Here is a 22,799-nt window from a genome sequence, read left to right on the forward strand (position 1 = left end):
CCACCGACCCGCCGGCGCTTTCGCGTGCCCTGAGTCAGCCCTTCCAGATCCCGAGAGCGAGTACCGGAAATGATCAGTGTCACCGGCCTGGAGCTGCGCGCCGGTTCCCGGATTCTACTGTCCGACACCACCCTTCGGGTACAGCCCGGTGACCGGATCGGACTGGTCGGCCGCAACGGCGCCGGCAAGACCACCACCCTCAAGGTGCTGGCCGGCGAGGGGCAGCCTTACAGCGGGCAGATCGACAGGCGCAGCGCCATCGGTTACCTGCCGCAGGACCCGCGTACCGGCGACCTGGAGGTCACCGGCCGGGACCGGGTGCTCTCCGCCCGGGGGTTGGACGTGCTGATGGCCCAGATGAACGAGATCGAGCAGCGGCTCGCCGAGGGCGTCGACGACAAGCTGGTCCGCCGCTACGGCGCGCTGGAGGACCAGTTCGCCTCGCTGGGCGGGTACGCCGCCGAGGCCGAGGCCGCCCGGATCTGCGCCAACCTGGGGCTGCCCGACCGGGCGCTCGCCCAGACCATCGGCACCCTCTCCGGTGGCCAGCGCCGCCGCATCGAGCTGGCCCGGATCCTGTTCCGGGACGCCGGTGAGAACGGCGGCGGCATCCTGCTGCTCGACGAGCCCACCAACCACCTCGACGCCGACTCGATCACCTGGCTGCGCGGTTTCCTCGCCAACCACAAGGGCGGTCTGATCGTGATCTCCCACGACGGTTCGCTGCTGGAGTCGGTGGTCAACAAGGTCTGGTTCCTGGATGCCACCCGTTCCGTGGTCGACGTCTACAACCTGGGCTGGAAGGCCTACCAGGAGGCCCGGGAGACCGACGAGCGGCGACGTCGCCGGGAGCGGGCCAACGCCGAGAAGAAGGCCGGCGCGTTGATGGCGCAGGCCGACAAGATGCGGGCCAAGGCCACCAAGACCGTCGCGGCGCAGAACATGGCCCGCCGGGCCGAGAAGCTGATCTCCGGGCTGGAGGAGGTGCGCGTCTCGGACAAGGTGGCGAAGGTCCGCTTCCCCAACCCCGCGCCGTGCGGCAAGACCCCGCTGACCGCGACCGGCCTCTCCAAGTCGTACGGCTCGCTGGAGATCTTCACCGACGTGAACGTCGCGGTGGACCGCGGCTCCCGGGTGGCCATCCTCGGGCTCAACGGTGCCGGCAAGACCACCCTGCTGCGGATGCTCGGCGGGCTGCTCCCACCGGACACCGGCGAGGTGCACGCCGGGCACGGCCTGCGGTTGGGCTACTACGCCCAGGAGCACGAGACACTGGACGTGGAGCGGACGGTGCTGGAGAACATGCGGGCAGCGGCGATCGAGCAGTCCGACACCGACCTCCGCAAGATCCTCGGTGCCTTCCTGTTCTCCGGCGAGGACGTGAACAAGCCCGCCGGGGTGCTCTCCGGTGGAGAGAAGACCCGACTCGCCCTGTCGACCCTGGTCTGCTCCGGCGCGAACGTGCTGCTGCTGGACGAGCCGACGAACAACCTCGACCCGGTCAGCCGCGAGCAGGTGCTCGACGCCATCGCCAACTACCCCGGCGCGATCGTGCTGGTCACCCACGACCCCGGCGCGGTGCTCGCCCTCAAGCCCGACCGGGCGATCCTGCTCCCCGACGGTGACGAGGACGCCTGGAGCGACGACCTGCTCGAACTGGTCGAGCTGGCCTGATCCCGCCGGTCACGGTCAGCCTGATCCCGCCGGTCACGGTCAGCCGGCGAGGTCGGCCAGCCGGCCGAGGACGCCCGAGCCGACGAGGATCACCAGACCGATGCCGATGAAGACGGCCGGGACCAGCCAGTGGCCGGCCCGGCCGATCAGGCGGACCACCCGGGGGTGGCCGCCCAGCAGGGCGGCGGCCCCGCACCAGACGGCGACCAGGGCCGCGAAGACCAGCAGGTAGACGAGCGCGGTGCCCGGGTCGAGGGAGCGGAACACCGGGACGTAGACGGCGATGTTGTCGGCACCGTTGGCGATCGTCACGCCGGTGACCCCGAGCAGCCCGCCGACCACGGACGGCGGAGCGTCGTCGTCGGTGCGGGCCAGCAGCGCCCGGACCCCGAGCGCGACCGGCAGCAGCCCGAGCAGGCCGGTCCACGGGTCGGGGACCACCAGCAGGCCGGCGGCGACCACCAGGCCCACCGCGACGAGAGCGGTGATGCCGAGGTACTGGCCGGACACGATCTGCCACGGGCGGGGCCGTCCGGTGCCCCGGGCGGCCACGAAGAGCACGGTCAGCACCACGATGTCGTCGAGGTTGGTGGCAGCGAAGACGGCCGCGGCTGCGCTCACGGCACCCCACAGGTCGGTCACGACCGGCAGGCTACGGGCCGCTCACCGGGCCCGCGACGGCGCGGTTCCCGCCGACGACCGGCCGGGCCGTCACTCTATCGGGTTGGCGACACTGCATAGCGTGTCGGTTGGCGAAGAGTTGATATCTGGCGCATGATCGTTCGAGGCGGTCTAATAGGTGGGACCGTATCGAACCGCACAGTCTGGGACGTGAGGAATCAGCATGGCAGCCACTGGCACAGCCACCAGCACTGAGAAGGGTCGCCGGATCGTCGGAGCCGAGCGTCAGACGCTCGCCAAGGACCTGGTAAAGCGGTACACCGGCGGGGAGAGCATCCGTGCGCTCGCCGCTTCGACCGGGCGATCCTACGGGTTCATCCACCGGGTGCTCACCGAGTCCGGTGTGCAGCTGCGGCAGCGCGGCGGCGCCCGGCGTCGTAAGAAGGCGTGACCCGCCCACCAGCGTCGTCCGTCAGCGCGCCCCGGGTGGTCCGGTGACCGCCGAGACAGCCGGGGTGCGACTGCACTGCGACGGGCCGGTCGCGACGGTCACGTTGTGCCGGCCCGACGTGCTCAATGCCCAGACCCCGGCGATGTGGCGCGCGATGAGCGACTTCTCCCGGGACCTGCCCGGCGACGTGCGCGTCGTGGTGGTACGTGGCGAGGGGCGGTCCTTCTCCGCCGGCCTCGACCTGTCGGTGGCCGGTGCCCAGGGGCCGGGTTCCTTCGCTGAGCTGTCCACCCTGCCCGAGCAGGAGTGCGCCGACCGGATCGCCGGTTACCAGCAGGGTTTCACCTGGCTGCACCGTCCGGACGTGATCTCGGTGGCGGCCGTGCAGGGCCATGCCATCGGCGCGGGTTTCCAGCTCGCGCTCGCCTGCGACCTGCGGGTGCTCGCCGAGGACGCCCGCTTCTCGATGGCCGAGGTGACCCTCGGCCTGGTCCCCGACCTGGCCGGCACGAAGCGGCTGGTCGAGTTGGTCGGCTATGCGCGTGCCCTGGAGCTCTGCGCCACCGGCCGGCGGATGGACGCCGCCGAGGCCGAGCGGATCGGGTTGGCCAACCTGGTGGTGCCGAAGACCGAACTGGACGGGGCGGTACGGGATCTCACCGCCGGTCTGCTCGCCGGTGACCGGGACGCGGTGGTGGAGATCAAGGCGCTGCTCGCCGCTGCCGCCGACCGCTCCCACCCCGAGCAGCAGCGGGCCGAGCGCGAGGCGCAGACCCGCCGGCTGCGCGACCTCGCGGGCCGGGGCGAATAGTAAGGACTGCTCGGGAAGAGTCGGGTTACCGCCGAGGTTGTCGTAGTCGTCGGGAGAATCGACCCGACGGTGTGTGCTGCCCACGACGCGGAGGTGACCGATGTCCAACCCGATGGCGGGCGGCAACATGGCCGGCTGGAGCATGCTCCGGTCGATACGCCACGGCGACGAGGTCTCCGCCCACCGGCTCAACCGCGGCACCGCCAGGCGGATCATGACGTTCGCTGACCCCTACCGGCGGGACATCGTCGTCTTCCTGGTGACCGTGGTGATCGCGGCGGTGATCGGGGTGGCCACCCCGGTGCTCGCCGGCCACGTGATCAACGCGATCAGCGGGGGTGGCCCGGAGGCCGGTGCCACAGTCGTCCGGTTCGCCCTGATCATCGGCGCGTTGGCGGTCGCCGACGCGCTCTTCTCCCTCGCCCAGCGGTGGTACTCGGCCCGCATCGGCGAAGGGATCATCCTCGACCTGCGTACCCGGGTCTACGACCACGTGCAGCGGATGCCGTTGCAGTTCTTCACCCGCACCCAGACCGGCGCCCTGGTCAGCCGGCTCAACAACGACGTGATGGGCGCCCAGCGGGCGTTCACCTCCACCCTGTCGGGGGTGGTCAGCAACGTCATCCAACTGGTGCTCACCGCCGGCGTGATGTTCACCCTCTCCTGGCAGATCACCACGCTCTCGCTGGTCCTGCTGCCGATCTTCGTGATCCCGGCGCGACGGGTCGGCAAGCGGCTGGCCGAGATCACCCGGGAGTCGTACAACCTCGACGCCAAGATGAACGCCACGATGACCGAGCGGTTCGGGGTGTCCGGGGCGCTGCTGGTCAAGCTGTTCGGTGCGCCCGAGGTGGAGGCGGGCCGGTTCGCCGCGCGGGCCGAGCGGGTCCGTGACATCGGCATCCAGTCGGCGATGTACTCGCGGACCTTCTTCGTGGCGATGCTGCTGGTCGCCTCGCTGGCCCAGGCACTCACCTACGGGCTCGGCGGCTGGCTGGCGGTCACCGGCGCGGTCAGCGCCGGCACCGTGGTCACCCTCGCCCTACTGCTCACCCGCCTCTACGGTCCGCTGACCGCGCTGTCCAACGTCCGGGTCGACGTGATGAGCGCGCTGGTCTCCTTCGACCGGGTCTTCGAGGTGCTCGACCTGCGTCCCGGCATCGAGGAGAAGCCCGACGCGGTGCCGGTGCCCCTGGGTGCCGGGCGGGTCGAGTTCCACGACGTCCGGTTCCGCTACCCGGCCGCCGCCGACGTCTCGCTGGCCTCGCTGGAAGAGGTCGCCACCCTCGACCGGACGGCCAACGAGCCGGTGCTCAAGGGCGTCTCGTTCAGCGTCGAACCGGGGCAGATGGTGGCCCTGGTCGGGCCGTCCGGTGCCGGCAAGTCCACCCTGTCCATGCTGATCTCCCGGATCTACGACGTCACCGACGGCGAGGTACGGGTCGGCGGGGTCGACGTCCGGGACGCCACCCTCGCCTCACTGCGCGACGAGATCGGCGTGGTCACCCAGGACTCCCACCTGTTTCACGAGACGATCGCCGAGAACCTGCGGTACGCCAAGCCGGACGCCACCGACGACGAGATCTGGGCGGCGTTGGCCGGCGCCCAGGTGGCCGACCTGGTGCGGGCCCTGCCCGACGGGCTGGAGACGACGGTCGGCGAGCGCGGCTACCGCTTCTCCGGTGGCGAGAAGCAGCGCATCGCCATCGCCCGGCTGCTGCTCAAGGCCCCGTCGATCGTGATCCTCGACGAGGCCACCGCCCACCTCGACTCGGAGAGTGAGGCGGCGGTGCAGCGGGCCCTGGCCGTGGCGCTGACCGGTCGTACCGCCCTGGTGATCGCGCACCGCCTCTCCACCGTCCGCGACGCCGACCAGATCCTCGTCCTCGACGACGGCCGGATCGTCGAACGGGGCCGGCACGAGGAGCTGGTCGCGGTCGGTGGGCTCTATGCCGAGCTGTACCGCACCCAGTTCGCGGTCGCCGACTCGCCGGCCCCGCACGCCGAGGCGGATCAGCCCGAGCCGATCATCACCACCGTGCCGATGGGCACCTACGTCGCGCAGGAGGCGTTGCCCCCGGCCGTGGCCAACTAGTGGGCTGTCCATGGACGGTTCACCGCGCCGGCGCGGTAGGGCCGGCACGCGGGAGTGGATCAGAAGTACACCGTTCCGGTCTTCGTGTGGGTGGTGTACTGGTTGCCCGGGTAGAAGGTCGATCCGGAGACGGTGATCTGCACGTTGGTGAATCCGTAGCTGGAGACGAGATCGCCGCTGGAGATTCCGCAGTTCTGGTAGTAGACGGTGTGGCTGGCGGTGGTGGTTACCCCTGGATGGTCACCTGGGAACTCGGGTAGGTGCTCTGGCCGCAGAGCGTCACCGAGTAGCTCGCCTGGGTGCTCCCCGCCGTCCCCGTCACGGTTCCGGTGGCGGTGCCGAGGGACTGGGTGTTGTTGTATCCACCTTCGACCGAGACGGTGAACGGGGCCGTGGCCGCCTGGGCGCTGGTGACAGGGAGCGTTGCCACTGCGGCCACGCCGACGGTGCCGGCGGCCAGCAGGCGGACGAAGCGGGAAGAATGGACCTGGGGCATGCCTACTCCAACGGGGGTGGGGAGGGTTTCACGACACGGGGCACGTGACATTCCCATCTCCTCCGGGCGAGGTCGTTCCGGGACGGACGCCCGCCGAGGCTCCCCCGTCGGTCAGCTGACGGATGGGGGTGGCTGGCCGGCGACGGCCGCGCGCAGCTCGCCGAAGGCGGCCCCCAGCGTCTGCGGGGTGAAGTGGGCGTTCAGGCCGCTCGGGTTGGGCAGCACCCAGAGCCGGGCACCGGCCAACGGCTCCGGCTGCGGACCGAAACGGGCCTTCGGCCGGGAGAAACCGATCCGGTACGCGGTCACCCCGACCACGGCCACCCAGGTCGGCCGGTGGAGGGCCACCTTGTCGGTAAGCGTCCGCGCGCCCGCCACCAGCTCCGCCGGGGTCAGCTCGTCGGCCCGCGCGCTGGCCCGAGCCACCATGTTCGTGATGCCCAGCCCGTAACCGGGCAACGTGTCCTGTTCGCTCGGGTGCAGCTGCCGCGGGGTGAAGCCGCCCCGGTGCAGGGCCGGCCAGAAGCGGTTGCCGGGCCGGGCGAAGTGCCATCCGGTGGCCGCCGACCAGAGGCCCGGGTTGATCCCGACGAAGAGCACCACGAGCCCGGGGCCGAGCACGTCCGGGATGGTGCGGTCCGCCGCCGCGGCCAACTCCGCCCGATCCGGCCGCCGGACGACCGTTTCGCCGCAACGCCGGGCCGGGCCGGGGGTGGGACCGACGGGCTCGCGGGGTCGGTCGGGGGTGGGGCCGGACGGGTCGGTGGGGCCGGCCGGGTCGGGGGAGCTGTGGGGCGGGTTCACAGGCCGCGCAGGGCGCCGCCGTCGACCGGGACGGTGACCCCGGTGACGTAGCTGGCGGCGGGGGAGAGCAGGAAGGCGGCGACCCGCCCGAACTCGGCCGGATCACCGATGCGGCGCAGCGGGATGCCGGCCGCCGCCCGGGACCGGGCCGCCTCGTCGTCGCCGAGCAGTTGCCGGTTGCGGTCGGTCAGGAAGCGGCCGGGCAGCAGGCCCAGCACCCGTACGCCGTGTGGGCCGTACTCGTCGGCCAGGTCCTTGGCCACCCCGGCCAGGCCGGGGCGCAGACCGTTGGAGATGCCGAGGCCGGTGATCGGCGTACGGGCCGAGGTGGAGAGCACCATGCCGATCGCGCCGCCGTCGGTGAGCGCGGCGGCCACCGTCCGGGCCGTCCGCACCGTACCCAGGAAGACCGTCTCGAAGGACTCCCGCCATTGCGCGTCGCTTACCTGCGCGGCGGTTCCCGGTGGCGGCCCACCGACCGAGACGAGCGCCCCGTCGAGCCGGCCGAAGTGCTCGCGGGCCGCAGCCACCAGCCGCTCGGGGGCGTCCGGGTCGGCCAGGTCGGCGACGAGGCCGATCGCGTGCCCGGGGCCACCCAGCCGGTCGACCGCCTCGGCGACCCGTTCCGGCGTCCGGGCCGACAGGACCACCCGTGCCCCGTCGTCGACCAGGCAGCGCGCCGTCGCGAAGCCGAGACCCCGGGAAGCGCCGGTCAACACGTACACCCGGCCGGTCAGTTCGAGATCCATGCCCGCGATCCTGCCGTACCCGGGCCGGTGGGGTCAGCGGCGGGCCGGGCGCAGTAGGCGTACCCGACCGGCGAACTGGAGGGCGACGGCCCCGCCGGTGCGGGCGATGGCCGGCAGCCGGCGGTGGCGTGGCGGGTGTCGCCCGTCGTAGCGGTGGGCGGCCTCCCGCCCGACCAGCTCCTCCGCGCCGAGCGGGGGAAGTGCCGTGCGGTCCCGCAGCTCGCGGGCGAGGTCCCAGCCGTCGCGCAGCGAACCGGCGCTGGGGCGGTCGGCCGCCCAGTCGCGGAAGGTGGTCCACCAGGCGTCACCGAGGCCGGCGGCGAGCAGCGGCCAGTGCCGGGCCACCTCCCCGGCCCGCTTGCGCAGCAGGGCTGCCCGGGTCGCGTCGACCCGGTCGGTGGCGAAGCCGGCCGGCACCGGTGCCCCCGCGACCAGTGCCGCGACCAACGCGGCCTGCCGGGCGGCCAGCCCCGTCGGCGCGCCGGCACCGCCCACGGGGGCCGACCCCGCCGGTGGGACGGGGCCGGCGGGCGGGGCGGGCCCGGCCGGCGGGGTCGACCTGGCGGGTGGAGCCGGTTCGGTCGGCGGGGTGGGATCGGCCGGGTGGGGCGCGGTCATGTGACGGCCGGGTGGCCGGCGGCGACGGCGAGGGCGTCCAGTTCGGCGCGTAGCTCGGTGGCGGGCGGGTAGTGGCCGTCGCGCTCCAGCAGCAGCGCGGGCGGACTGCGACGGGCGCAGAGTGCCCCGACCAGCTCCAGCACCTCGGCGGGCACCGGATCGGTGTGCGTGTCGTGGTAGAGCCCGCCGCGTTCCGCCCCGCCGGCCACGTGCACGTAGGAGATCCGTTCCACAGGCAGCCGGTCCAGCAGGAGCTGCGGGTCCTCGCCCCGGTTGCGGGCGTTGGCGTAGACGTTGGCCACGTCGAGCAGCAGCCCCGCCCCGGTGGCGTCGAGGATCTCGGTGAGGAAGTCCGCCTCGTCCAGCTCGTCGTCGGGCCAGTCGAACAGGGCGGCGATCGGCTCCAACGCCAGCGGCACCGGCAGCTCGGCCTGGGCCCGCCGGACGTTCGCCACCACCGCCGCCACCGCCTCCCGGGTACGCGGCAGCGGCAGCAGGTGCCCGGCCTCCAGGCCGCCGGCCCGGACGAAGGCGACGTGCTCGCTGACCAGCGGCGCGTCGACCAGCTCGGCCACCCGGGCCAGGTGCGTCACCCGGGCCGGGTCGACCGGTTCCGCGCCGCCGAGGGAGAGCCGCACCCCGTGCGGTACGACGGTGACGCCGCGCTCCCGCAGCGCGGCCAACCCGGGCGGGAGCGGACCGTCCGGGGCGAGCGACTCCGCCACCACCTCGACGAAGCGCAGCCCCGGCAGCTCGGCGACGAAACCGGCGATCTCCGGCCGCCAGCCGATGCCCACCCCGCTCGGCCCGGTCATCCGCCGCATCCCCCACCGCCACCGCAGGAGCTGCCACCGCCACAGGAGGACGAGCCGCCGCTACAGGACGAGCTGCTCCCGCACGAGGAGCTCGCGGGGGTGGAGGAACCCGAGTAGTAGCCGCCGCCGCTGCTGGCGTTCAGCGCCTGCCGCTGGATCTCCGCCTGCTCGGCGAAGCCCGGGTCGAGCGCGTAGAGGGAGACGGTGCCGAACAGTGCGACGCCCATCGCCGCGCCGGCCGGTCCGTAGGTCGCGTAGGCAGGTGAGGAATCGGGGGCGAGGTGGTTGTTGCTGCGCCGCAGGCCGCGTAGCGCCACGTTCGCCGCCCTGGTCCGGCGGGGCGTACGGGCCAGCAGGGCGAACGCCACCCCGAGCCCGGCCAGGGCCATCAGCAGCCAGCCGACGGGTCGTCCGTTGACCACGCCGGCGACCAGCCGGACCACGCCCAGGGCCAGGAGCACCAGCAGCAGGTTCCGCCCTCGCCGCAGCGCCCGGACCCCGTCGGCGTCGATCAGCAGGCCGCGCTGCTCCAGCCCCTGGCGCAGCTGCTCCAGGGCGCGGGCCACCCCGGAGTCGCGCTGCAGCTTCCGGGCGGCGACCGGCTGGCGGGCGGCGTGCCGGATCGCATGGTCGAGCGGGGTGACGCCGGTGGGCGTCGGCCCGGCGGCGATCAGCCGGCGGTCCGGTCGGACGCCGATCGCGCCGGCTCCGCGCAGGCCGCCCAGCGCCGCCCAGACGGCGAGCTGGTCGCCGCCGTTGAGGTAGGCCACCTGCTGCGGCCCGAGCTGGTCGACGCCGGCGGAGGCGGGACCGGCGGTGGTCCGGCGGCGGTGCAGCAGCGTGCCGACCACGGCGACGCCGGCTACCAGCAGGTAGAGCTTGAGGAAGAGCGGGCCGGGGATGCCCCAGGTGTCGCCCGGTGCGGCGAGGATGTTCATCGGCTGCTCCTGTCGCGCGAGGGGATCGCGGCCTCATTGTGGAGCAGCCCCGCCACGCCGGCACCGGGGCGGTGGGCGAGTTACCGAGCCGAGACCTGTCCTGCCGCGCGGCCGTCCGCAGGGGAGGGGTCAGCGTCGCCGGACGGCCTCCTCGACCAGGTCCAGCACCGGCCCGAGGTCACCGGCGGGCCGCCCCATCGCCAGGTGCAGCACCAGCCCGTCGTACGCCAGCTCCAGGAACTGGGCCAGCACGGCGATGTCGATGTCCTCGCGGAGCACCCCCGCCTCGCGTTGCCGGACGAGCCGGTCCCGGGTCGCCTCGGCGATGGCGGCGGAGCGTTCCGCCCAGCGGCGGGCGAAGGCCGGGTCGGTGCGCAGCCGGCGGGACACCTCCAGCTGACTGCCCAACCAGCCGGTGGTGTCCGGGGAGACCGCACGGGCCAGCAGGTCCCGCATCACCTGGACCAGGCCGTTGCGGGCCACCGTGGAGACCATCACGGCGGCGTCGTCCTCGGCCACGGCGAGGAAGAGGGAGTCCTTGTCGCGGAAGTGGTGGAAGATGGCGCCCCGGGACAGCCCGGTCGCCTCCTCCAGCCGGCGTACGGTGGCTCCCTCGTAGCCGTGCCGGGCGAAACAGGCCCGAGCCGCGCCGAGGATCTCCTGGCGGCGCGCGTCGAGCTGATCCTGACTTACTCTGGGCACGGGTTGATCGTCGCAGGTGACCCTCCGCAAGGCAAACCGTACGTACGGCTTGCTATTGACCCGTCGCCTCGGCCAGTAGGACGCCCGTCCGGTTAGGATCGGCCGGTGCCGACAGCCCCGGTCACCTCCCCGTACCCGCCCGCCGTACCCCCCGACGCCGGCTGCCCGACGGTCGTCGGCGGGTAGCTCGGCCCTGTCGGCGGCGGTCCTCTCTCCCGTAAGGTGCCTCAGTGCCGTTGCTCCTGCTCGACCTGGACAACACCCTGCTCGACCGGGCCGGGCCGTTCCGCGCCTGGGCCGAGGGTTTCCTGGCCGAGATCGGTGCGCCGGCGACCGACATCGACTGGCTGCTGTCCATCGACGCCGACGGCCTGACCGACAGGTGGGACATCGCCGACGCCATCCGGGACCGGTACGCGCTTCGCATCCCCTCCATCGACCTGGTCGAGGAGCTGCACGACGGGGTGGTCGGGTACACCCGGCTGGACCCACTGGTGGCCTGCGCGCTGCGGATCGCCGACGACGCCGGGTGGCTGCCGGTGGTGGTCACCAACGGCTCGGTCCGGCTGGAGGATGCCAAGATCCGGCAGACCGGCCTGGACCGCTACGTCGCCGACTGGGTGATCTCCGAGGAGGCCGGGGTGAGCAAGCCCAACCCCCGGATCTTCGCGCTGGCCGCCCAGCGGGCCCGGTTGCCGCTGCGCGGTGCCTGGGTGGTGGGGGACAGCCCGGAGGCGGACATCGGCGGGGCCGCCGCGGTCGGGCTGCCGAGCGTCTGGCTGCACCGGGGCCGGAGCTGGACCGACGACCGGTTCGCCCCCACCCGTACCGTCGACTCGTTGATCGCGGCGGTCTCGGTGGTGCTCGCCGGCGGGTAAATCGGTTGCACCCCGGTCGGGGCGTCCGCCAGCATGGGCCCGCGCAGGCACGCGCAGCCGGGCGGGGCCCGGTCGAGGAGAGGGGGTCGGTCATGGCCGCATTCGCAGGGTCGTACCACCTGCCTCCACCAGCCTCGACCAAGGGATCACCAGCACCGTGCGCGAACACGACCTCCCGGCGCCGCAGCGCCGTGGCCGCGGCAAGAGCCGCTTCGACGACGACGAGACACCCTTCCTGACGTACGGCCGGCAGCCGGCCCCTACCGGCCCCGACGACGAACCCGACCCGCAGGACCACTGGTCTTCCTGGGACGAGGCCGTCCACGGCCCCGAACCCCACCCGCAGTGGCTGGTCACCGAGCTGGCCGCCCGGGACACCGAACTCGGTGTGCTCAAGACCGGCAAGGAGGCGGACGTCCACCTCGTCCGCCGGTCGGTGCCCGACACCGACCGGTCCTGTGTGCTGGCCGTCAAGCGGTACCGGGACGCCCAGCACCGGCTCTTCCACCGCGACGCCGGCTACCTGGAGGGCCGCCGGGTACGCCGGTCCCGGGAGAACCGGGCGATGGCCGGCCGGACGGCCTTCGGGCGGCAACTGATCGCCGGTCAGTGGGCCGCGGCCGAGTTCACCGCGCTGTCCCGGCTCTGGGAGATCGGTGCCGGGTCCGGGCGGATCGCCGTGCCGTACCCGGTCCAGCTGCTCGGCACCGAGCTGATGCTGGAGTTCGTCGGCGACCCCGACGCAGGCACCGCCGCCCCCCGGCTGGCCCAGGTACGCCCCGACCCGGCGCAGCTGCGCTCCCTGTGGGAACAGTTGGTCGACGCCCTGGTGGTGCTGGCCCGGGCCGGCTACGCCCACGGCGACCTGTCGCCGTACAACCTGCTGGTGCACGCCGGGCGGCTCGTCGTGATCGACCTCCCGCAGGTGGTCGACGTGGTGGCCAACCCGCAGGGGCCGGACTTCCTGGCCCGCGACGTGCGGGTGGTGGCCGCCTGGTTCACCGCCCGGGGGCTGCCCGCCGCCGACACCGACCCGGCCGAGCTGACCGGGATGCTGCTGCGCGAGGCGGGGGTGCACTGAAGCGGTGACGTCCCGGACGGCCGACGGCCGTCCGGGACGTCGGGCGTTCACTGGAGGTAGCGTTCGACCTCCGACACCGGTCGGGTGCCCTGTGCCTCCGGGTCGCCGTGGGCCTCGCGGGCCGCCCGGCGGCGACGCAGCAGGTCCCAGCACTGGTCCAGCGACTCCTCCAGCGCGCGCAGGTGTTCCTTGGCCTCGTCGTCGGTGCCGGATTCGTGAGCCTGGGCCGTCGACCGGAGCCGGTGCTCCTCGTCGACCAGTTCCGAGATCCGGTGCAGGATGGTCTTGTCGTCCATGCCCATGAGCCTGGCACAGCGGGGTCGGCTACGCCCGCGTTCGGGGTCGGCCGGGCCCGTCGGCGGTGCGGTGGGTGCGGCCGGGTGCGGTCGCGGTGAGAGCCAGGGTGAACTCGCCCACCCGTGACCCACCGTGCCGTTCGGACGTCGCGTCGGGTGCGGGACCGCGTACCGTCCTGCCGGCACTGTCCACGGGGGCCACGACCACCCCCCGGACCTGCGGCACCGGCCCCGTCGCCATGATCAGCAGAGGTTGAGCGATGGTGGTGTCGACTGCTAGCGTGCGCCGGGTTCAGGTGTGTCGTGACGCGTCGGGCGTCCGGCGGCCACGGTCCGGCCCGGGGGCGGTGTGATGGGTTCCGGCAGCACGCGTCTGCGTACCAAAATCGTCGCCCTGCTCACCTCGCTCGTCGCGCTCTGGTCCTTCGCCGCCTGGGTGACCGTCCGGGACGGCTTCAACCTGCTCTGGGTCCAGACGCTCAACAGTCGGGTGGCCGACCCGGGGGAGTCGCTGCTCACCGCCCTCCAGGACGAGCGTCGTCTCGCCAACGCCTACCTGGGCGAGCGCGGCCAGCGGCAACTCGACGCGTTGACCGTCCAGTGGCAGCGCACCGACCAGGTGGCGGACGACTTCGGCACCTCGGTGGGCAGCTGGCAGGCCGAACTGGCCACCGGGGACGACACCCGCCGCCGGGTGGACGAGGTGCTGACCGGCCTGAGTGGCCTGACCGGCGTGCGTGAGTCGGTGCGCGACGCCGGGACGAACCGGGCCGAGGCGTCCGCCGCGTACACCTCGATCCTCGCCGCGGTGCTGCGGATGTACGGCTCGCTGGGCCAGCTCGACGACGCGCGGATCGCCGCGGAGAGCGAGACCCTGGTCGACCTCTACCAGGTGCGGGAGCTCATCTCCCAACAGGACGCCCTGGTCACCGGCGTGCTCGCGGCGGGCCGGATGACCGGCGACGAGTACGCCCGCTTCGCCCAGCTGGTCGGTGCCCAGCGTTACCAGACGGCGGAGGCGGTCGCCGAGCTGTCCCCGGCCGACCGGGTCCGGTACGACCAGCTCGCCGGGTCGGACGCGGTGGCCCGGTTCCGGGCGCTGGAGGACCGGGTGATCCAGCAGTCCCGGTCGGGGACCACCCTGCCGTTGACCGCCGAGGAGTGGCAGTCGACAGTCGGGCCGGCGATGCAGGCCCAGGTGGACTTCGGGGTGACCGTCGGCGACGCGCTCATCGACCGGGCCACCCCGGTCGCGGTGGGTGTCATCGTCCGGCTGGTGCTCGCCGCCGGCCTCGGTCTGATCGCCGTGATCGCCTCCATCGTGGTGTCGATCAGCACCGCCCGGCACCTGGTCCGCCAGCTGGCCCGGTTGCGCGACGCCGCGCTGCGGCTGGCCCACGAGCGGTTGCCCGGCGTGGTGGAGCGGCTCGGCCACGGCGAGGACGTCGACGTGGCCCGGGAGGCCCCGCCGCTGGACTTCGGCGACGACGAGATCGGTCAGCTGGGCCGGGCCTTCAACGCGGTGCAGGAGACCGCCGTCCGGACGGCGGTGGAGCAGGCCGAGCTGCGCCGCAACGTCCGGGAGGTGTTCCTCAGCCTGGCCCGGCGCACCCAGGCGCTTGTGCACCGACAGCTCACCCTGCTCGACGCGATGGAGCGGCGGGAACACGACGCCGAGGAGCTGGAGGACCTGTTCCGGGTCGACCACCTGGCCACCCGGATGCGCCGCAACGCGGAGAACCTGATCGTGCTCTCCGGCGCCACCCCCGGCCGGGCCTGGCGACGCAACGTGCCCATGGTGGACGTGGTGCGCGGCGCGGTCGCCGAGGTCGAGGACTACACCCGGGTGGACGTGCTGCCGCTCGGGCCGGTCGCGCTCGCCGGCCGGGCGGTCGGTGACGTGATCCACCTGCTCGCCGAGCTGATCGAGAACGGACTGTCCTTCTCACCGCCACACACCACCGTCGAGGTGCGGGGCCAGCGGGTGACCGCCGGGTTCGCCATCGAGATCTCCGACCGTGGTCTGGGCCTGACCGGGGAGGAACTGGTCGCGGCCAACCGCCGCATCGCGGACCGGTCCGAGCTGAACCTGGCCGACGCCGCCCGGCTGGGGCTGTACGTGGTCAGCCGGCTGACCGAGCGGCACGGGGTGAAGGTGCAGCTCAAGGAGTCCGCCTACGGCGGGACGACCGCCGTGGTGCTGATCCCGTCGGAGCTGGTCGTGCCGGGCGATCCGAGCCCGTCCGGCGCGCTGCCGGTCGTCGCCGACAGCCCGGTCACCCCCGCCGCGCCGCCGCCGGTCACCCCCGCCGCGCCGCCGCCGGTGACCGGCGCCGTGCCGCCGCCGGTGACCGGCGCCGTGCCGCCGCCGGTGACCGGCGCCGTGCCGCCCTCGGCTCCGGCGGCCGTGCCGCCCTCGGGCGCGCTGACCCCGGCCGGTCTACCGGCCCGGTCCCGCAAGCGTCCCCCGGCGCATGACGCGCTGCACGCGCCGACCGTCCCGACCGGCCTGCCGGTGACCGTCGCCCGACCGTCCACCCCGCCCGTTCCGACGCCCCGGGACGAGCCGACGGCCGACGCCGGTGGCGGTCCGCCGTCGCCTACTGTGGAGGGGCCGGTGACCGATGCCGGCCTGCCGGTGCGGGTGCGGCAGGCGAACCTGGCGCCCGAGCTGCGGGCCTCCCCGACCGGTGGGGAGACCGGGGCCGGTGGTGCGGTTCGGCGTGCACCCGAGCAGGTGCGCCAGCTGATGAGCGCCTACCAGTCGGGCACCCGGCGCGGCCGGGCCGACGCGGCCCGGCTGCTGGAGGGCAGCGGCACCGGTGGTCGGTCGGAGGACGGAGACGACCCGGCGACCTGACGGCGTCGCGACGGACGCGACGCCGACGACGGGGACGGCAACCGAGCACGGCGCGAGCGCCGGGGAAGAGGACGACGAGTGGGGCAGACGACGGCATCCGGTGCCGACCTGACGTGGTTGCTGGACGATCTGGTCGGCCGGGTGAAGCAGGCCGAGCACGCCGTCGCGCTCTCCACCGACGGCCTGCTGATGGCCGCGTCCCGGGGGATGGGCCGGGACGACGGGGAACACCTCGCCGCGATGGCCGCCGGCATCCAGAGCCTGGCCCGGGGCGCCGGCAAACGCTTCGGCGGTGGGCAGGTCCAGCAGACCATCATCGAGATGGAGTCGTCGTTCCTGTTCGTCACCGCGGCCGGGCCGAACGCGTGCCTGGCCGTGCTGGCGGACACCGACGCCGACGTGGGCCTGATCGCGTACGAGATGGCGATGCTTGTCGCCCGGGTGGGCAAGTACCTGGCGTCGCCGGCCCGGGGTGTCGACCGGCCGTCCGGCGGGAACTGACCGCGATGGCCGGTGAGGGCGACACCGAGGAGGAGCGGTGGGTCGACGAGCACGCGGGGCCCGTGGTGCGCCCGTACGCGGTCACCCGGGGCCGGGCCCGCCCGGTGACCGGCTCGTTCGATCTGATCTCCCTGGTCACGGCGACCCGGACGAACGTCGCCGAGGAGGTCGGGTGGGGGCCCGAGCACGTGGCGATAGTGGCGCTGACCCAGCGCATCCAGTCGGTGGCCGAGATCGCCGCCCGACTGGACCTGCCGGTGGGCACCGTACGGGTGCTCCTCGGCGACCTGGTGGCGCAGGACCTGGTCCGGGTGCAGGAGCCCCGTGAGCCGGCCGGCGTGAAGGACGAGAGCATCTACGAGGCGGTGATCAATGGACTACGGGCACTCTGAACGTCCGGCGGGGGCGCGGGTGCTGCCCACCGCCCTCAAGGTTCTGGTGGCGGGCGGTTTCGGGGCGGGCAAGACCACGCTGGTCGGGGCGGTGAGCGAAAGCCGTCCGCTGCGCACCGAGGAGGTGCTGACCGAGACCGGCATCGGCGTCGACGACCTGTCCGGAGTGGAACGCAAGAGCACCACCACGGTGGCGATGGACTTCGGCCGGATCACCATCAGCGGTGACCTGGTGCTCTACGTCTTCGGCACCCCGGGGCAGGACCGCTTCTGGTTCCTCTGGGACGAGTTGTCGGTGGGCGCGCTCGGCGCGGTGGTGCTGGCCGACACCCGGCGGCTGGCCGACTGCTTCCCGTCGATCGACTACTTCGAGGGGCGGGGCACCCCGTTCGTGGTGGCGGTGAACTGCTTCGAGGGCGCCCGCCGCTTCGGCCTCGACGAGGTACGCGCGGCGCTGGACCTGGACCCGGACGTGCCGCTGCTGCTCTGCGACGCCCGGCAGCGGGAGTCCGGCCGGGACGTGCTGATCACCCTGTTGGAGCACGCCATGAAGACCCGGAACTCGCGACGACGCCCGGCCCACTGACCGGACCCGCCCGGCGGCCACCATCGAAGAAACGGGCCTCTTCCCACCGGAAGAGGCCCGTTTCGTACGCCGTGGGTCAGCTGGCGATCATGCGGCGCAGCACGTACTGCAGGATGCCGCCGTGCCGGTAGTAGTCCGCCTCACCGGGGGTGTCGATCCGGACCACCGCGTCGAACTCCACACCCGTGTCGGTGGTGACCCGCACCGTACGCGGGGTGTCGCCCTCGTTGAGCGCGGTCACGCCGGTGATGGAGAAGGTCTCCGTGCCGGTGAGGCCGAGCGACTCGGCGGTGGTGTCCACCGGGAACTGCAACGGCAGCACGCCCATGCCGATCAGGTTGGACCTGTGGATCCGCTCGTACGACTCGGCGATGACCGCCCGGACGCCGAGCAGCATGGTGCCCTTGGCCGCCCAGTCGCGCGACGAGCCGGAGCCGTACTCCTTGCCGGCCAGGATGACAAGCGGGACACCGGCGGCCTGGTAGGCGGTGGAGGCGTCGTAGATGGTGGTCTGCTCGCCGGTCAGGTGGTTGACCGTGAAGCCGCCCTCCACCCCGGGGACGAGCTGGTTGCGCAGCCGGATGTTGGCGAAGGTGCCCCGGATCATCACCTCGTGGTTGCCCCGGCGGGAGCCGTACGAGTTGAACTCGTGCCGCGGCACGCCGTGCTCGGCGAGGTAGCTGCCGGCGGGGGAGTCGGCCTTGATCGCGCCGGCCGGGGAGATGTGGTCGGTGGTGACCGAGTCGCCCAGCTTGGCCAGCACCCGGGCGTCGGCGATGTCGACGACCGGGCTCGGCTCCTGCCGCATGCCCTCGAAGTACGGGGGCTTGCGCACGTAGGTGGAGTCGTCGGCCCAGGCGAAGGTGTCGCCGGTCGGGGTGGGCAGCGACTGCCACCGCTCGTCACCGGCGAACACGTCGGCGTAGGCGGCGCTGAAGCCGGTCGCGCCGATCGACTTGGCGATGACGTCCTGGATCTCGGCGCTGTTGGGCCAGATGTCACGCAGGTAGACCGGGTTGCCCTCGGTGTCCTCGCCGAGCGGCTCGTTGGCCAGGTCGATGTCCATCGTGCCGGCCAGCGCGTACGCCACCACCAGCGGCGGGGACGCCAGGTAGTTCATCTTGACGTCCGGGTTGATCCGGCCCTCGAAGTTCCGGTTGCCCGACAGCACCGACACGACGGCCAGGTCGTTCTCGTTGACCGCGGCGGAGACCTCCTCCGGCAGCGGGCCGGAGTTGCCGATGCAGGTGGTGCAGCCGTAGCCGACCAGGTTGAAGCCGAGCTTGTCGAGGTAGGGCGTGAGACCGGCGCGCTCGTAGTAGTCCATGACGACCTTGGAGCCGGGCGCCAGCGTGGTCTTGACCCACGGCTTGCGGGACAGGCCCTTGTCGACGGCGTTGCGGGCCAGCAGGGCGGCCCCGATCATCACCTGCGGGTTGGAGGTGTTGGTGCAGGAGGTGATCGCCGCGATCACCACCGCGCCGTGGTCCAGCTCGTACTCCACGCCGTCGGTGCCGGTGACCCGGACCGGGTTGCTGGCCCGGCCGCCGGCGCCCACGGCGGCGGTCTCCAGGTCGCGCGGCTCGTCGGCCGGGTCGCTGAAGTCGTTGGCGGGCGGGTCGCTGGCCGGGAACGACTCGGCGCTGGCCTCGTCGGCCGGGCCGTTGGCGGCCCGGGGCAGCTGCTCGCGGGCCACGCTGGGCTTGACGCCGCGCTCACCGGCGGAGTCGTCGGCGACGTAGTCGGTCAGCGCCGAGCGGAACAGCGTCTTGGCGACCCCGAGCGGCACCCGGTCCTGCGGGCGCTTCGGCCCGGCCAGGGACGGCTCGATGGTGCCCAGGTCCAGCTCCAGGCGCTCGGAGTACTCCGGCTCGTGGTCCGGGTCGTGCCAGAGCCCCTGCTCCCTGGCGTACGCCTCGACCAGCGCGACCTGAGCCGCGTCGCGGCCGGTCAGCTCCAGGTAGCGGACGGTCTCGGCGTCGATCGGGAAGATCGCGACGGTGGAGCCGTACTCGGGGGACATGTTGCCGATGGTGGCCCGGTTGGCCAGCGGCACGGCGCTGACGCCGGGGCCGTAGAACTCGACGAACTTGCCGACCACGCCGTGCTTGCGGAGCATCTCGGTGATGGTGAGCACCAGGTCGGTGGCGGTGGTGCCGGCCGGCATCTCGCCGTGCAGCTTGAAGCCGACGACCCGGGGGATCAGCATGCTGACCGGCTGGCCGAGCATCGCGGCCTCGGCCTCGATGCCGCCGACGCCCCAGCCCAGCACGCCCAGGCCGTTGACCATGGTGGTGTGCGAGTCGGTGCCGACCACGGTGTCCGGGTACGCCTGCCCGTTGCGCTCCATGATCGTACGGGCCAGGTACTCGATGTTGACCTGGTGCACGATGCCGGTGCCCGGCGGGACGACCTTGAACTCGTTGAACGCGCTCTGGCCCCAGCGCAGGAACTGGTAGCGCTCCCTGTTGCGCTCGTACTCCAGCTCGACGTTGCGGGCGAAGGCGTCCTCGCGGCCGAACAGGTCGGCGATGACGGAGTGGTCGATGACCAGCTCGGCCGGGGCCAGCGGGTTGACCTTGGTGGCGTCGCCACCCAGCTCACGGACCGCCTCGCGCATGGTGGCCAGGTCGACCACGCACGGTACGCCGGTGAAGTCCTGCATCAGCACCCGCGCCGGGGTGAACTGGATCTCCACGCTCGGGTCCGCGGTGGGATCCCACGCGCCGAGCTGCGAGATGTGGTCGGCGGTGATGTTCGCGCCGTCCTCGGTCCGCAGCAGGTTCTCCAGCAGGATCTTCAAGCTGTAGGGCAGTCTGTCGTGCCCCGGCACCTGACCGATCCTGAAAATCTCGTAGCTCGCGTCTCCGACGCGTAGCTGGGTCTTCGCACCGAAGGTGTCGAGGCTCGCCACGTCGTACTCCTTCACACCAGCGACCGTGAGTAGTCCTGAGCAGTCTGTCGCACCGGGCGGAACGTCGCCGAGGTTAGGTGACACTTACCGCCGATTCGTCGTCTTCAACAAAACCGTACGTCCGTCTTGCTATTGACGCAACCCGGTGCCAGGGTTCGGGACGGGAGGTGCCGCCGGTCGCCCGTGACGGCAACGGATCGTCGGGCCACCCTCACCCGCGCAGCCGATGGCGTGCCTCGGCGAGCAGGTCGACCTGCGGGCACCGGGTGTCGGGCCTGGTCGCTATGGTGCTCCGATGGCATCGGTCAGGCAGTTCCAGGTCACCTTCGACTGCGCGGAGCCCGAGCGGGTCGCCCGCTTCTGGTGCGAGGTGCTGGGGTACGTCGTACCGCCACCACCTGAGGGGTTCGCCGACTGGGGCGAGTTCGATCGTGCGCTGCCGCCCGAGCGGCAGGGTTCCGCGTTCGCCTGCGTCGATCCCTCGGGGGTGGGGCCGCGACTGTTCTTCCAGCGGGTGCCCGAGGGTAAGGCCGTCAAGAACCGGCTGCACCTCGACGTGCGGGTCGGCACCGGGCTGGTGGGCGAGGAGCGGCTGGCCGCCCTGGAGGCCGAGTGCTCCCGCCTGCTCGCGCTCGGCGCGACCCGGGTACGCCTGCTGACCGCCGACGGGTTCAACGAGTCGTGCCTGGTGATGCAGGACGTCGAGGGCAACGAGTTCTGCCTCGACTGACCGCACGGCGTCGCGCCGCACTATCGTTTCGGCCGTGCACATCCGATTCGACGTTCCGGCCGATCCCGCCTACCCGGGCCGGGTGGCCGCGGCACTGAGCGGCGTACGGCTGCGCCGGTTCGGCCTCATCGGCGCGGCGCTGGCAGCGGTCGGGGCGGTCGGCGCCGCCGTCTCGTGGGGGCTCTCCCGGGGTGACCGGTTCTCGTCGCTGTGGTGGGTGCTGCTCGTCGGCGGCCTGCTGTCGATGCTGTACGCGCCGTGGGTGCGGTGGCGGGCCCGACGCCGCTCCGACGACTATGCGGTCGAGGGCGGCTACGACATCACCGACGACAACATCATGATGCGCAGCGGCTCGGAGTCCGGCGGCATCGCCTGGGACGGGGTCACCCAGGTGCGGGAGGCCGGCGACTTCTGGATCGTGTACGTCGGCCGGATGCCGGCGACGGTGATCCCCCGCTGGCTGATGTCCGCCGAGGATGCCGAGACGTTGCGCGCCTTCATGACCGCCCGCCGCCTGCTCCAGACGGTGGACTGAGGCACAGTTTTCTGCGCTGCGCCGATCGATGGCGGAACTCGACCGGGGTGACGCGGCCGAGCGTGAGCTGATCGACCCGGAGACCGTACGGGACGTCGCGTGAGGCTGGTCTTCACCGCAACGGCATGGAGCCAGTACCTCAACCACACGGACCGGAAACTGGTCAAGCGCGTCAACGACCTGATCGCCGACGTGCTGCGCGACGGCTACGAGGGGATCGGCAAGCCGGAATCCCTTCGGGGTGAGCTGTCCGACTTCTGGTCCCGCCGGATCGATCGCGAGCACCGGTTGGTCTACCGGATCAGCAAGGAGGACGTCGAGATCGTCGCCTGCCGGTACCACTACGGCGACCGGTAAGGGACCGGAGCGGGAGCCCGGTCCGCCGCCGCCCCACGGGTGCCCCACCCCGGCAGCCCGGCGCGGGTATGGTTCGAGGTCGGGTCGGAAGGGGTGCGTAGTGATCGACGTGCAGCACTGGCTCTCCGCGCTTCCTCCGGTCGTGGTCTACCTGATCGTCGGCGGGGTGATCGGCATCGAGAGCATGGGCGTGCCGCTGCCCGGCGAGATCGTGCTGGTCAGCTCGGCGTTGCTGGCCGCCACCGGAGTGGTCGAGCCGCACTGGGTCGCCACCGCGGCGGCGTTCGGCGCGATCGTCGGCGACTCCATCGGCTACGCGGTGGGTCGGCGCGGCGGGCGTCCACTGCTGGCCCGGCTGGGCCGACGCTTCCCGAAACACCTGGGCCCGGCACAACTCGCCCGCGCCGAGCAGAGCTTCGCCCGGCACGGTGTCTGGGCGGTCTTCTTCGGCCGGTTCGTCGCCCTGCTGCGCATCCTCGCCGGGCCGCTGGCCGGCGCGCTGCACGTGCCGTACCGCCGGTTCCTGGTGGCCAACGCGGCCGGCGGCCTGGTCTGGGCCTTCGGCACGACCTACCTGCTCTACACCCTCGGCCGGGCGGCCGAGCACTGGCTCAAGGACATCTCCTGGGCCGGCCTGGTCCTGGCGGTGCTCGGCGGGCTGGGCAGCACCTGGTGGCTGCGCCGCCGGGCCCGTCGGCTGGAGTCGTCGACTGCCACCGACGAGGCCGAGCCGATCGGGGCCGGCACCGACCGCTGAACCGCGGCCATCCGTCCATCCTGCCGGACACCCTGTAACCGGCGAACCGGGCCGGCCCCGTGGTGGGGGTCGGCCCGGTTCGGTGTTCGGGGTCAGGAGGTGTAGCCGCGGGTGGCGATCCAGTCGGCGAGGTTGTCG

24 protein-coding genes are annotated in these 22,799 nt (G+C 72.7%); 14 read left to right on the top strand and 10 right to left on the bottom strand.

Translation table 11 applies throughout. From position 1 onward, the window contains the following. Nucleotides 1–69 precede the first annotated feature (69 nt). A complete protein-coding gene (locus AC0AIB_RS07495; protein WP_328345011.1) occupies nt 70–1,674 on the top strand; it encodes an ABC-F family ATP-binding cassette domain-containing protein in 1,605 nt (534 codons plus the stop codon). Between the two features lie 39 nt (nt 1,675–1,713). On the opposite strand, the gene AC0AIB_RS07500 is transcribed toward AC0AIB_RS07495, so the two are convergent. Next, nucleotides 1,714–2,316, bottom strand: coding sequence for a cadmium resistance transporter (locus tag AC0AIB_RS07500; RefSeq protein ID WP_328345013.1), 603 nt, complete (start codon nt 2,314–2,316; stop codon nt 1,714–1,716). A gap of 202 nt (nt 2,317–2,518) precedes the next feature. Here AC0AIB_RS07500 and AC0AIB_RS07505 point away from each other — a divergent pair, with 202 nt between their 5' ends. The 3 genes from AC0AIB_RS07505 to AC0AIB_RS07515 all read left to right on the top strand — a co-directional run bounded on the left by AC0AIB_RS07505 (nt 2,519) and on the right by AC0AIB_RS07515 (nt 5,652). Further along, nucleotides 2,519–2,746, top strand: a complete 228-nt coding sequence (locus AC0AIB_RS07505) for a helix-turn-helix domain-containing protein (RefSeq protein ID WP_007072022.1) — start codon at nt 2,519–2,521, stop codon at nt 2,744–2,746. 43 nt (nt 2,747–2,789) lie between these two features. Then, nucleotides 2,790–3,557 carry an enoyl-CoA hydratase/isomerase family protein gene (locus AC0AIB_RS07510; RefSeq protein ID WP_328345015.1) on the top strand — a complete coding sequence of 256 codons (768 nt, stop codon included), beginning with the start codon at nt 2,790–2,792 and terminating at the stop codon, nt 3,555–3,557. A gap of 112 nt (nt 3,558–3,669) precedes the next feature. Continuing rightward, nucleotides 3,670–5,652 (top strand): ABC transporter ATP-binding protein, encoded by a 1,983-nt coding sequence (locus tag AC0AIB_RS07515; protein WP_328348731.1) that lies wholly within the window; start codon nt 3,670–3,672, stop codon nt 5,650–5,652. Between the two features lie 226 nt (nt 5,653–5,878). Here AC0AIB_RS07515 and AC0AIB_RS07520 read toward each other — a convergent pair whose 3' ends face one another. The 7 genes from AC0AIB_RS07520 to AC0AIB_RS07550 all read right to left on the bottom strand — a co-directional run bounded on the left by AC0AIB_RS07520 (nt 5,879) and on the right by AC0AIB_RS07550 (nt 10,774). Further along, on the bottom strand, nt 5,879–6,148 hold the full coding sequence (locus tag AC0AIB_RS07520; RefSeq protein WP_465096279.1) for a hypothetical protein: 270 nt from the start codon (nt 6,146–6,148) through the stop codon (nt 5,879–5,881). A gap of 111 nt (nt 6,149–6,259) precedes the next feature. Then, nucleotides 6,260–6,952 carry a G/U mismatch-specific DNA glycosylase gene (gene mug, locus AC0AIB_RS07525; RefSeq protein ID WP_465096280.1) on the bottom strand — a complete coding sequence of 231 codons (693 nt, stop codon included), beginning with the start codon at nt 6,950–6,952 and terminating at the stop codon, nt 6,260–6,262. Continuing rightward, nucleotides 6,949–7,701, bottom strand: coding sequence for an SDR family oxidoreductase (locus AC0AIB_RS07530; RefSeq protein ID WP_328345017.1), 753 nt, complete (start codon nt 7,699–7,701; stop codon nt 6,949–6,951). The genes mug and AC0AIB_RS07530 overlap by 4 nt, the downstream gene beginning before the upstream one ends. A 33-nt stretch (nt 7,702–7,734) precedes the next feature. Further along, nucleotides 7,735–8,196, bottom strand: a complete 462-nt coding sequence (locus AC0AIB_RS07535) for an SCO6045 C-terminal-like domain-containing protein (protein ID WP_328345018.1) — start codon at nt 8,194–8,196, stop codon at nt 7,735–7,737. Nucleotides 8,197–8,315: 119 nt separating this feature from the next. Beyond that, complete coding sequence (locus AC0AIB_RS07540; RefSeq protein ID WP_328345020.1) at nt 8,316–9,134, bottom strand: MbnB/TglH/ChrH family RiPP precursor modification enzyme; 819 nt, start codon at nt 9,132–9,134, stop codon at nt 8,316–8,318. Then, the gene (locus AC0AIB_RS07545) at nt 9,131–10,072 is read right to left on the bottom strand and encodes a TIGR04222 domain-containing membrane protein (protein ID WP_465096281.1); all 942 of its coding nucleotides are present in this window, start codon (nt 10,070–10,072) and stop codon (nt 9,131–9,133) included. The genes AC0AIB_RS07540 and AC0AIB_RS07545 overlap by 4 nt, the downstream gene beginning before the upstream one ends. Nucleotides 10,073–10,201: 129 nt before the next feature. Continuing rightward, complete coding sequence (locus AC0AIB_RS07550) at nt 10,202–10,774, bottom strand: TetR/AcrR family transcriptional regulator (RefSeq protein WP_328345024.1); 573 nt, start codon at nt 10,772–10,774, stop codon at nt 10,202–10,204. A 230-nt stretch (nt 10,775–11,004) separates the two neighbouring features. On the opposite strand from AC0AIB_RS07550, the gene AC0AIB_RS07555 reads away from it, so the two are divergent. Continuing rightward, nucleotides 11,005–11,652 carry an HAD family hydrolase gene (locus tag AC0AIB_RS07555; protein ID WP_328345026.1) on the top strand — a complete coding sequence of 216 codons (648 nt, stop codon included), beginning with the start codon at nt 11,005–11,007 and terminating at the stop codon, nt 11,650–11,652. 235 nt (nt 11,653–11,887) lie between these two features. Continuing rightward, nucleotides 11,888–12,733 carry a serine protein kinase RIO gene (locus AC0AIB_RS07560; protein ID WP_465096291.1) on the top strand — a complete coding sequence of 282 codons (846 nt, stop codon included), beginning with the start codon at nt 11,888–11,890 and terminating at the stop codon, nt 12,731–12,733. A gap of 47 nt (nt 12,734–12,780) precedes the next feature. Here AC0AIB_RS07560 and AC0AIB_RS07565 read toward each other — a convergent pair whose 3' ends face one another. Next, entirely contained in the window at nt 12,781–13,035 is a 255-nt protein-coding gene (locus tag AC0AIB_RS07565; protein ID WP_465096282.1) for a DUF2630 family protein, read from the bottom strand. 346 nt (nt 13,036–13,381) lie between these two features. Between AC0AIB_RS07565 and AC0AIB_RS07570 the strand changes: the two genes are divergently transcribed. The 4 genes from AC0AIB_RS07570 to AC0AIB_RS07585 all read left to right on the top strand — a co-directional run bounded on the left by AC0AIB_RS07570 (nt 13,382) and on the right by AC0AIB_RS07585 (nt 17,368). Further along, nucleotides 13,382–15,889, top strand: a complete 2,508-nt coding sequence (locus AC0AIB_RS07570) for a sensor histidine kinase (RefSeq protein WP_465096283.1) — start codon at nt 13,382–13,384, stop codon at nt 15,887–15,889. A gap of 78 nt (nt 15,890–15,967) precedes the next feature. Further along, nucleotides 15,968–16,390 carry a roadblock/LC7 domain-containing protein gene (locus tag AC0AIB_RS07575; RefSeq protein ID WP_328345034.1) on the top strand — a complete coding sequence of 141 codons (423 nt, stop codon included), beginning with the start codon at nt 15,968–15,970 and terminating at the stop codon, nt 16,388–16,390. A gap of 5 nt (nt 16,391–16,395) precedes the next feature. Beyond that, complete coding sequence (locus tag AC0AIB_RS07580; protein ID WP_328345036.1) at nt 16,396–16,782, top strand: DUF742 domain-containing protein; 387 nt, start codon at nt 16,396–16,398, stop codon at nt 16,780–16,782. Next, a complete protein-coding gene (locus AC0AIB_RS07585) occupies nt 16,763–17,368 on the top strand; it encodes a GTP-binding protein (RefSeq protein ID WP_328345038.1) in 606 nt (201 codons plus the stop codon). The genes AC0AIB_RS07580 and AC0AIB_RS07585 overlap by 20 nt, the downstream gene beginning before the upstream one ends. Nucleotides 17,369–17,444: 76 nt before the next feature. Here AC0AIB_RS07585 and AC0AIB_RS07590 read toward each other — a convergent pair whose 3' ends face one another. Next, nucleotides 17,445–20,297, bottom strand: a complete 2,853-nt coding sequence (locus AC0AIB_RS07590; protein ID WP_328345040.1) for an aconitate hydratase — start codon at nt 20,295–20,297, stop codon at nt 17,445–17,447. A 280-nt stretch (nt 20,298–20,577) separates the two neighbouring features. On the opposite strand from AC0AIB_RS07590, the gene AC0AIB_RS07595 reads away from it, so the two are divergent. The 4 genes from AC0AIB_RS07595 to AC0AIB_RS07610 all read left to right on the top strand — a co-directional run bounded on the left by AC0AIB_RS07595 (nt 20,578) and on the right by AC0AIB_RS07610 (nt 22,661). Next, a complete protein-coding gene (locus AC0AIB_RS07595) occupies nt 20,578–21,012 on the top strand; it encodes a VOC family protein (protein ID WP_465096284.1) in 435 nt (144 codons plus the stop codon). A gap of 34 nt (nt 21,013–21,046) precedes the next feature. After that, on the top strand, nt 21,047–21,547 hold the full coding sequence (locus AC0AIB_RS07600; RefSeq protein WP_465096285.1) for a YcxB family protein: 501 nt from the start codon (nt 21,047–21,049) through the stop codon (nt 21,545–21,547). A 99-nt stretch (nt 21,548–21,646) separates the two neighbouring features. Continuing rightward, nucleotides 21,647–21,904: a Txe/YoeB family addiction module toxin gene (locus AC0AIB_RS07605; protein WP_465096286.1), complete on the top strand. Its 258-nt coding sequence runs from the start codon at nt 21,647–21,649 to the stop codon at nt 21,902–21,904. Between the two features lie 100 nt (nt 21,905–22,004). Next, nucleotides 22,005–22,661 (top strand): DedA family protein, encoded by a 657-nt coding sequence (locus tag AC0AIB_RS07610; RefSeq protein ID WP_328345048.1) that lies wholly within the window; start codon nt 22,005–22,007, stop codon nt 22,659–22,661. The last annotated feature ends 138 nt before the right edge of the window (nt 22,662–22,799 follow it).

It is taken from the genome of Micromonospora sp. DSM 43699, assembly GCF_055517075.1.

Bases quoted from the DNA above. Each gene is read 5' to 3' on its own strand.
- AC0AIB_RS07515 (WP_328348731.1), top strand. From the start codon at position 3,670: ATGGCGGGCGGCAACATGGCCGGCTGGAGCATGCTCCGGTCGATACGC.
- AC0AIB_RS07595 (WP_465096284.1), top strand. From the start codon at position 20,578: ATGGCATCGGTCAGGCAGTTCCAGGTCACCTTCGACTGCGCGGAGCCC.
- AC0AIB_RS07580 (WP_328345036.1), top strand. From the start codon at position 16,396: ATGGCCGGTGAGGGCGACACCGAGGAGGAGCGGTGGGTCGACGAGCAC.
- AC0AIB_RS07530 (WP_328345017.1), bottom strand. From the start codon at position 7,701: ATGGATCTCGAACTGACCGGCCGGGTGTACGTGTTGACCGGCGCTTCC.
- AC0AIB_RS07540 (WP_328345020.1), bottom strand. From the start codon at position 9,134: ATGACCGGGCCGAGCGGGGTGGGCATCGGCTGGCGGCCGGAGATCGCC.
- AC0AIB_RS07565 (WP_465096282.1), bottom strand. From the start codon at position 13,035: ATGGGCATGGACGACAAGACCATCCTGCACCGGATCTCGGAACTGGTC.
- AC0AIB_RS07570 (WP_465096283.1), top strand. From the start codon at position 13,382: ATGGGTTCCGGCAGCACGCGTCTGCGTACCAAAATCGTCGCCCTGCTC.
- AC0AIB_RS07505 (WP_007072022.1), top strand. From the start codon at position 2,519: ATGGCAGCCACTGGCACAGCCACCAGCACTGAGAAGGGTCGCCGGATC.
- AC0AIB_RS07585 (WP_328345038.1), top strand. From the start codon at position 16,763: ATGGACTACGGGCACTCTGAACGTCCGGCGGGGGCGCGGGTGCTGCCC.
- AC0AIB_RS07520 (WP_465096279.1), bottom strand. From the start codon at position 6,148: ATGCCCCAGGTCCATTCTTCCCGCTTCGTCCGCCTGCTGGCCGCCGGC.
- AC0AIB_RS07545 (WP_465096281.1), bottom strand. From the start codon at position 10,072: ATGAACATCCTCGCCGCACCGGGCGACACCTGGGGCATCCCCGGCCCG.
- AC0AIB_RS07495 (WP_328345011.1), top strand. From the start codon at position 70: ATGATCAGTGTCACCGGCCTGGAGCTGCGCGCCGGTTCCCGGATTCTA.